The organism is Paenibacillus sp. sgz302190 (assembly GCF_059820445.1).
Map to the genome: position 1 here is coordinate 370018 of NZ_JBZYAO010000002.1, position 7269 is coordinate 377286.

Here is a 7269-nt window from a genome sequence, read left to right on the forward strand (position 1 = left end):
CCCCGGCGGTACGCGAAACTGACAGCGGAGGTTGAAGGCGTTTGAACAGTCGCTTGAGAGATGTGCTTGAAGGAAAAGAAGGCAACTATATTTTGCCTTTGGTGTGGCAGCGGGGTGAAGGGGAAGCGGTCATCCGCGAAGAGATGGCCCGAATCGACGAAGCCGGCATCAAGGCGGTATGCATCGAGTCGCGGCCTCATCCGGACTTCCTGGGCCCGGGCTGGTGGGCGGACATGGACGTCATCATGGAGGAGGCGCGCAGCCGCTCCATGCGGGTGTGGGTGTTCGACGACGATCATTTTCCGACCGGCCACGCAGGCGGGAAGCTGAAGGAGGCCCCCGGGGAGCTGCGCAGGCTGTATTTGGCTGAGCGTCACATCGACGCCCGGGGCCCGATGAAGGACGCTTCCTTCCTGATCGACCCCTGGCTGTCGGAGGGAGAGGCGCTGGAAGCCGTTGTCGCCGTTCGCCGGGATGCGGAGCGGGGCACGCTGATCGGCGAATATGCCGAGCTTTCTTCCGAGGTACGGGACGGCGTCCTGTACTGGGACGTTCCGGCCGGGTTTTGGCGCATATACATGCTTGTCAGAACGCCGAAGGGGGCGCCCGAAAAGTACGATGACTATGTGAATCCGCTGGCCGCCGAATCCGTGCGCGTACTGATCGATACGATGTACGAGGCTTACTATGAACGCTATCGGGATGATTTTGGCGCAACGTTCGCCGGCTTTTTCTCCGATGAACCCGGTTTTTACAACGACCGGGCCATATACAACTTTGAGTCCAAGCCCGGGAAAAAAGACGTGGTTCTGCCGTGGACCGGCGATTTGCCGGCACAGCTGGAGCGGGAGTTCGGCTCGTCCTGCCTGCAGTACCTGCCTTTGCTTTGGCACGAATCGGACGAACAACAGCTGACGGCTGCTGTGCGCTATTCCTATATGAACGTCGTCAGCAGACTGTACGCGCAAAACTTCTCCGCGCAGCTCGGCGACTGGTGCCGCGAGCGCGGCGTGGAGTATATCGGCCACGTGATCGAAGACAACAACGTTCACGCGCGTTTAGGCTGCGGGCCGGGACATTTCTTCAGGGCAGTGTCCGGTCAGGATATGTCCGGCGTGGATGTCGTCTTGTGGCAGCTCGTGCCGGGCTTTGACGAAGCCGACTTCTCCTGGATCGCCGGAACGGTGGACAGCGAATTTTTCCATTACGGCTTGGCCAAGCTCGCTTCTTCGGCAGGACACATCGATCCGAAGAAAAAGGGGCGCACGCTGGCCGAAGTGTTCGGCGCATACGGATGGGCCGAGGGTTTGAAACTGATGAAATGGCTGACGGACCACATGCTTGTGCGCGGCGTCAACTATTTCATCCCGCATGCTTTTTCGCAAAAAGAGTACCCGGACCCGGACTGTCCTCCTCATCTGTACGCGCGAGGACATAATCCGCAGTACCGGTACTACCGCATACTTAACCGCTATACGAACAGGATGAGCCATCTGCTGTCGGGAGGGCGGCATCGCGCGCCGACGGCTGTGCTGTATCACGCGGAAGCCGAGTGGTCGGGCGCTTATATGTATTTCCATAAGCCCGTGAAGGAGCTGACGCGCAAACAGATCGATTGCGACGTGCTGCCGGTCGACGCGCTCCTGGAATCGGCATCCGTCTCCGAGGGCCGGCTAACGGTCGGTCCGGAGGACTACGGCTGCCTGATCGTCCCTTATGCCGAGGCGCTGCCGCAGAAGCTGCTCGACCGCCTGGTCGGCATGGCGGATCGGGGACTGCCGCTGCTGTTCGTGGGCGGCTGGCCCGAGCGCGCCAGTGAAGGAACGGATGCCTCCGCTGCGCTAGGAGCCCTCGTCGCACATCCGCGGGCGGAGATCGTTCCGCTGAGCGGCTTGGCCCCGCGGATTCGCGAGATGGGCCTGGGCGACATCGAAACGGATACGGAGCAGCCGTACTTGCGCTATTACCGCTACGAGCAGCAGGAGCTGGATGTGTTTTTATTTTTCAACGAGCATCCGGCGGAAGTTATTGAAACGAACGTGCAATTGCCGGTTAACGGCAGCATCCTGGCGTATGACGCTCTTTTTAACCGAATAAGCTCTGTCGACAGTCAGGCGACGCTGGAAGGCTCGGCTGTACCCTTGCGGCTTAGCCCTTATGAAACGATCGTTTTATTGGCAGGAAAAGACACTGGCAGCTCTGTGGATTTGCAGGAAATAACCGGGAAAGGGGTCCTGCAGCCGCAGACACCGCCAACTCAGAGCGTTGAAATAAAAGGAAATTGGAAGCTGGCCACGGCGACTTCGCTGCAATATCCTTCGTTCGTCTCCGCGGGCACGGTGGAACAATTGGTCAGCATGAGCCGGCCGGACAAACTTCCCCGATTTTCGGGCACCTTCCGTTACGAAACGGAATTTGAATGGGAATCCGGCGAGGGCCCGGTTGCGCTCGACCTGGGGGAAGTGTACGAAACGGCGGAAGTTTGGGTGAACGGGCAATCGGCCGGCGTACGCATATGTCCGCCTTATCGTCTCGATATTAGCGGGCTTGTCCGCCCCGGAATCAATGAGCTGGCTATCGAGGTGACGAATACGCTCGTTAAGGAAAGGCGCGATTTCTTCTCGCGTTTTGCCCAGCAGGAGCCCAGCGGGTTGTTGGGGCCGATAAGGCTGCTATTTTAACGTAAGCAATGATGGAGGGACAAAGAATAAGATGATCAATTTAAAAGCGAACCCTTTTTTCCTGGAAGACGAAGACATCGAATGGGTGAAGTCTACGCTGGCCGGGATGGATATAAAGGAGAAAATCGGTCAATTGTTTTGCCCTGTCGGCCGAACGAAGGACCGGGAGGAATTGACGGCGATTCTGAAGGACATTCAGCCCGGCGGCATCATGTTCCGGCCGGATGAAGGCTTGGCCAATCAGGATGTACACCGGTTTTTGCAGGGAAAATCCAAGATCCCGATGCTCATCGCGGCCAACCTGGAAGCAGGTGGCAACGGAATTGCCTCGGACGGCACCTTTTACGGCCGCCCTATGCAAATAGCGGCGACGGACAACGCCGAGCATGCCCGCAGGCTGGGCGTCATTGCCGGGCGTGAGGGTGCGGCGGTAGGCTGCAACTGGTCGTTTGCGCCGGTTATCGATATCGACATGAACTTCCGAAACCCGATCACCAATACGCGGACATACGGTTCCGACCCGGATCGCGTGCTTGCGATGAGCAAAGCATATATGACCGGAATTCAGGAGAACGGCGTTGCGGTATCGATCAAGCATTTTCCGGGCGATGGCGTAGACGAGCGCGATCAGCATCTGCATATTGCGATCAATTCCCTGACGGTCGAGGAGTGGGATGCCACTTTCGGCAAAGTGTACCAAGGAATGATCGATGCCGGAGCCAATACGGTGATGATCGGCCATATCATGCTGCCGGAATACTCCCGGCTGCTTGCGCCCGGAATCCGCGATGAAGAGCTGATGCCGGCTACTCTTGCCCCGGAGCTGCTGCAAACGCTGCTGCGCGGGAAGCTGGGCTTCAACGGAATGATTGTGACGGATGCAACGAACATGGGCGGATTCACGATGGCGGAGAAGCGGGAGCTTGCCGTACCCAAAGCTATCGCGGCCGGCTGCGACATGTTTTTGTTCAACAAGAACCTGTACGAAGATTACCAATTCATGCTCAAAGGATTGGAGAACGGGATATTGACTGCAGAGCGCGTAGACGAGGCGGTCACCCGCATTTTGGCCTTCAAGGCTTCGCTTGGGCTGCATAAAAAGCAAGCCGAAGGATCGCTCGTGCCTGCGCCCGAAGCGTTAACGGTGCTGAAATGCGGCGAGCACGAACAGTGGGCGTGCGAATGCGCGGACGAAGCCGTAACCCTCGTGAAGGATACGCAGGCGCTGCTGCCGATCGATCCGCAAAGGCACAGACGCGTTCTATGTTTCGTGCTGACGGGAGACGGGAGCAATTACGGCAGCCAGCAGGCGCACGTTCCATTTGTAAACCGTTTGAAGCGGGAAGGCTTCGAAGTGGAGGTTTTCGATCCGGCGACTGCGGTTGCGAACAGGTTTGCGCCGATTCAAGACTACAAAGACAATTACGACCTCGTCCTGTACTACGCCAGCATCGAAACCGCGAGCAACCAGACGGTCGTCCGCATCACCTGGGCGCCGCCGATGGGCCTGGATATGCCGTTCCTGATCCACGAAGTGCCGACAGCTTTCATTTCTTTGGCAAGCCCGTACCATTTGCAGGATGTGCCGCAGATCAAAACGTTCGTCAACGCTTATTCCAGCAGCGAGTATGTCGTCGACGCCGTAGTGGACAAGCTGCTGGGCCGCACCCCTTTCAAAGGCGTGAACCCGATCGATCCATACTGCAATTACTGGGAAGCCAAACTATAAAAAGAAGCGGCAAGGAGGGTTCCAATGCGCTATCAGGCAGTTATTTTCGATTTGGACGGCGTAATCGTGTCTACGGATCATTATCATTACATAGCGTGGAAGCAAATTGCCGAGCGTGAAAATATCGAATTCAACCGGGAGATCAACCACCGGCTGAGGGGCGTAAGCCGCATGGAAAGCCTGAACATCATCCTCGAACGGGCGTCAAGAATGTATTCCGAAGAGGAGAAACGGCAGCTCATGGAGCAAAAAAACGAAGCGTACAAGGAACTTCTTGAGGCTTTGACGGAAGCGGACCTTTTGCCGGGCGTCAAAGAAACGTTGGAAGCGCTGAAACAGCGGGGCATCAAAATCGCCATCGGCTCTTCCAGCAAGAACGCTCCGCTCATATTGAGAAAAACCGGACTTGACGGCTCCTTTCATGCAATTTCGGACGGAAATAACATTACGCAAAGCAAGCCGCATCCGGAAGTGTTCCTGATGGCGGCGGACATGCTGGGCATTGCCCCGGAGCATTGTCTTGTCGTCGAAGATGCGGAAGCCGGAGTGGAGGCAGCTTTGCGCGCGGGCATGAAGGCGGCTGCCGTCGGGGAAGCCCGTTCCTGCGGGCAAGCCCAGTATGCGATGGAAACAGTCGGAGAGCTGCTGCAAATCGTGGCCGGGGACCGGTAATCGAACGATTTCTTATTGAACAAAAGCCTTCCTTCCATTAAGATGAATATGTGCGCGCAAGCGGTGCGACGCCCTGAAGAGATTAATGAAGGTGGCTGACTCATGAACCGAACCGAGGCGGAATTCAGCAACCTCGTGAAGGCTTACCGCAAACGGCACATGGGCAAGGGGCCGGAACGGATCAAGACGACCTTTTGCAAACATTGGGCCATTTGCGAGATGGAGGGCAATTTGTCCCCCGTGGAAAAATTTATCGCGAAAACCGACGATGGCAGACAGATGCTTCGTACGGCTCGCACGGAAATGGTCAAAGAAATGTACCGCGATCATCCGCCCGTAGAAATGGAAGAACTGCTGGGCGCCCAATTTGTCCGGCTGTTCGTCGATATCGATATCCTGGAAGATACGGGAATGTCGGTCTTTGTGTTCGATCAGGACATCGAGCGGAAATTTTGCAAGTAAAGCCCCAAAACAATTATATACATGCATAAAGTGCTGTTGGCGCTTGGTAGCGAACCTGCCGGAGACTAACCACTGTGAAGCTGCTTATTTGGATCTGCACCTAAGAACCAGATAGGCGGTTTTGCGGTGGTTTTTTTGTGAAAAAGCAGCAATTGCGCCGAAGGAAAAGTCCGGTCCCTATAACTATACGAGGAGAGAGGAACATGGGTACAACCAAACATACCGGGCCGATCAAGCTGCCTGCCATGCCGAATCCCAAGCTGTGGGTCAGCGCTGTTCCGTTCGGGCTCGGTAAAATCAAACCGCAACATATCCGCGAGACGGCAAAAATCGCCTGGCAGAACAGGGACAATCTGCCGTACGCGTACCGGATTCTGACGCAGGGCGTCTGCGACGGCTGCGCGCTGGGAGTATCCGGGCTGTACGACCAGACGCTCGACGGACCGCATCTTTGCACAACGCGGCTCAACGTGCTGCGGCTGAATACGATGCCCGCGATCCGCGAGGAGGTGCTGCACGCCGACATCGATGAGCTGCGGCGCATGGACAGCACCGCGCTCAGAGCGCTCGGCCGCATTCCGTATCCGCTTATCCGGCGGGCCGGAGAGCGCAAGTTCAGCCGCGCGACGTGGGATGAAGCACTGGATACAATCGCGGCCAAAATCCGGGCGATCGATCCGAAGCAGATGGCGTTCTATCTGACCGCCCGAGGGATCACGAACGAGTCGTATTATACCGCGGCCAAGGTGGCCAGATTCCTTGGTACGAACAATATCGACAACGCCTCGCGCATCTGTCACTCGCCGTCGAAGACGGCGCTCAAGCGCTCCATCGGCGTAGGCGCTTCGACCTGCAATTACAAGGACTGGATCGGCACGGACGTCCTTGTATTCTGGGGCAGCGTAGCCGCGAACAACCAGCCGGTTTCGACGAAGTATATGTATGCGGCCAAGCGCAAAGGGACGAAAATCATTGTCATTAACCCGTACTACGAGCCGTCCATGGAGCAGTACTGGATTCCCTCCATTGCCGAATCGGCGCTGTTCGGGACGAAGCTGGCCGACGATGTGTACCAGGTGAACATCGGCGGCGACATCGGCTTCATGAACGGGGTCATGAAGCACTGGTTCGAGATGGAGGAGCGCCAGCCGGGCTCCGCCATCGACCACGCGTTCGTGCAGGCGCACACGAACGGCTTCGAAGAGCTGCGCGCCCATGCGGCGCAGCAGGACTGGACGACGCTGGAGCAGTCGTCCGGGCTCTCCCGCGAGCGCATGCGCGAGTTCGCGGAGCTGCTGGCCCGTGCCGGGAGCGCGGTATTCGTGTGGAGCATGGGGCTCACACAGCACCGCTTCGGCACGGACAACATCTCGCAGGTGGCGAATCTCGCCCTCCTGCGGGGTTTTCTCGGCCGCGCGCACTGCGGGCTGATGCCCATCCGCGGCCACAGCGGCGTCCAGGGATCGGGCGAAATGGGCGCCGATCCCTTCAGCCTCCCCGGCGGCGAATTCAGCAGCGCCGCCGACCGCAAGCGCATCGGGCAGCTCTGGGGCTTCGAGCTGCCGGATTGGCAGGGCGACATCGTCGGCGTCACCCTGGAGAACGCGCTCCTGCCCGAGGAGCAGGAGCGCAAGCTCCGGATGTTCTACAAATCCGGCGGCAATTTTCTCGAGACGATGCCGGACCCGGCGTTCGTCCGCCAGTCACTGGAGGCAGTCGATGTCC

General features: G+C 58.0%; 5 protein-coding genes. All 5 read left to right on the forward strand.

Annotated features, from left to right (window positions below; all coding sequences use genetic code 11):
* Positions 1–41: 41 nt before the first annotated feature.
* Positions 42–2681, forward strand: a complete 2640-nt coding sequence (locus AC6RNO_RS05125) for a glycosylhydrolase-like jelly roll fold domain-containing protein (RefSeq protein ID WP_497104826.1) — start codon at positions 42–44, stop codon at positions 2679–2681.
* A 31-nt stretch (positions 2682–2712) separates the two neighbouring features.
* Positions 2713–4410 carry a glycoside hydrolase family 3 N-terminal domain-containing protein gene (locus AC6RNO_RS05130; RefSeq protein WP_497104827.1) on the forward strand — a complete coding sequence of 566 codons (1698 nt, stop codon included), beginning with the start codon at positions 2713–2715 and terminating at the stop codon, positions 4408–4410.
* A 24-nt stretch (positions 4411–4434) separates the two neighbouring features.
* Positions 4435–5082, forward strand: a complete 648-nt coding sequence (gene pgmB / locus AC6RNO_RS05135) for a beta-phosphoglucomutase (RefSeq protein ID WP_474685008.1) — start codon at positions 4435–4437, stop codon at positions 5080–5082.
* A 102-nt stretch (positions 5083–5184) separates the two neighbouring features.
* Complete coding sequence (locus AC6RNO_RS05140) at positions 5185–5544, forward strand: Na-translocating system protein MpsC family protein (RefSeq protein ID WP_474685009.1); 360 nt, start codon at positions 5185–5187, stop codon at positions 5542–5544.
* 203 nt (positions 5545–5747) lie between these two features.
* A partial coding sequence (locus AC6RNO_RS05145; RefSeq protein ID WP_497104828.1) for an FdhF/YdeP family oxidoreductase occupies positions 5748–7269 on the forward strand: 1522 nt, incomplete at its 3' end.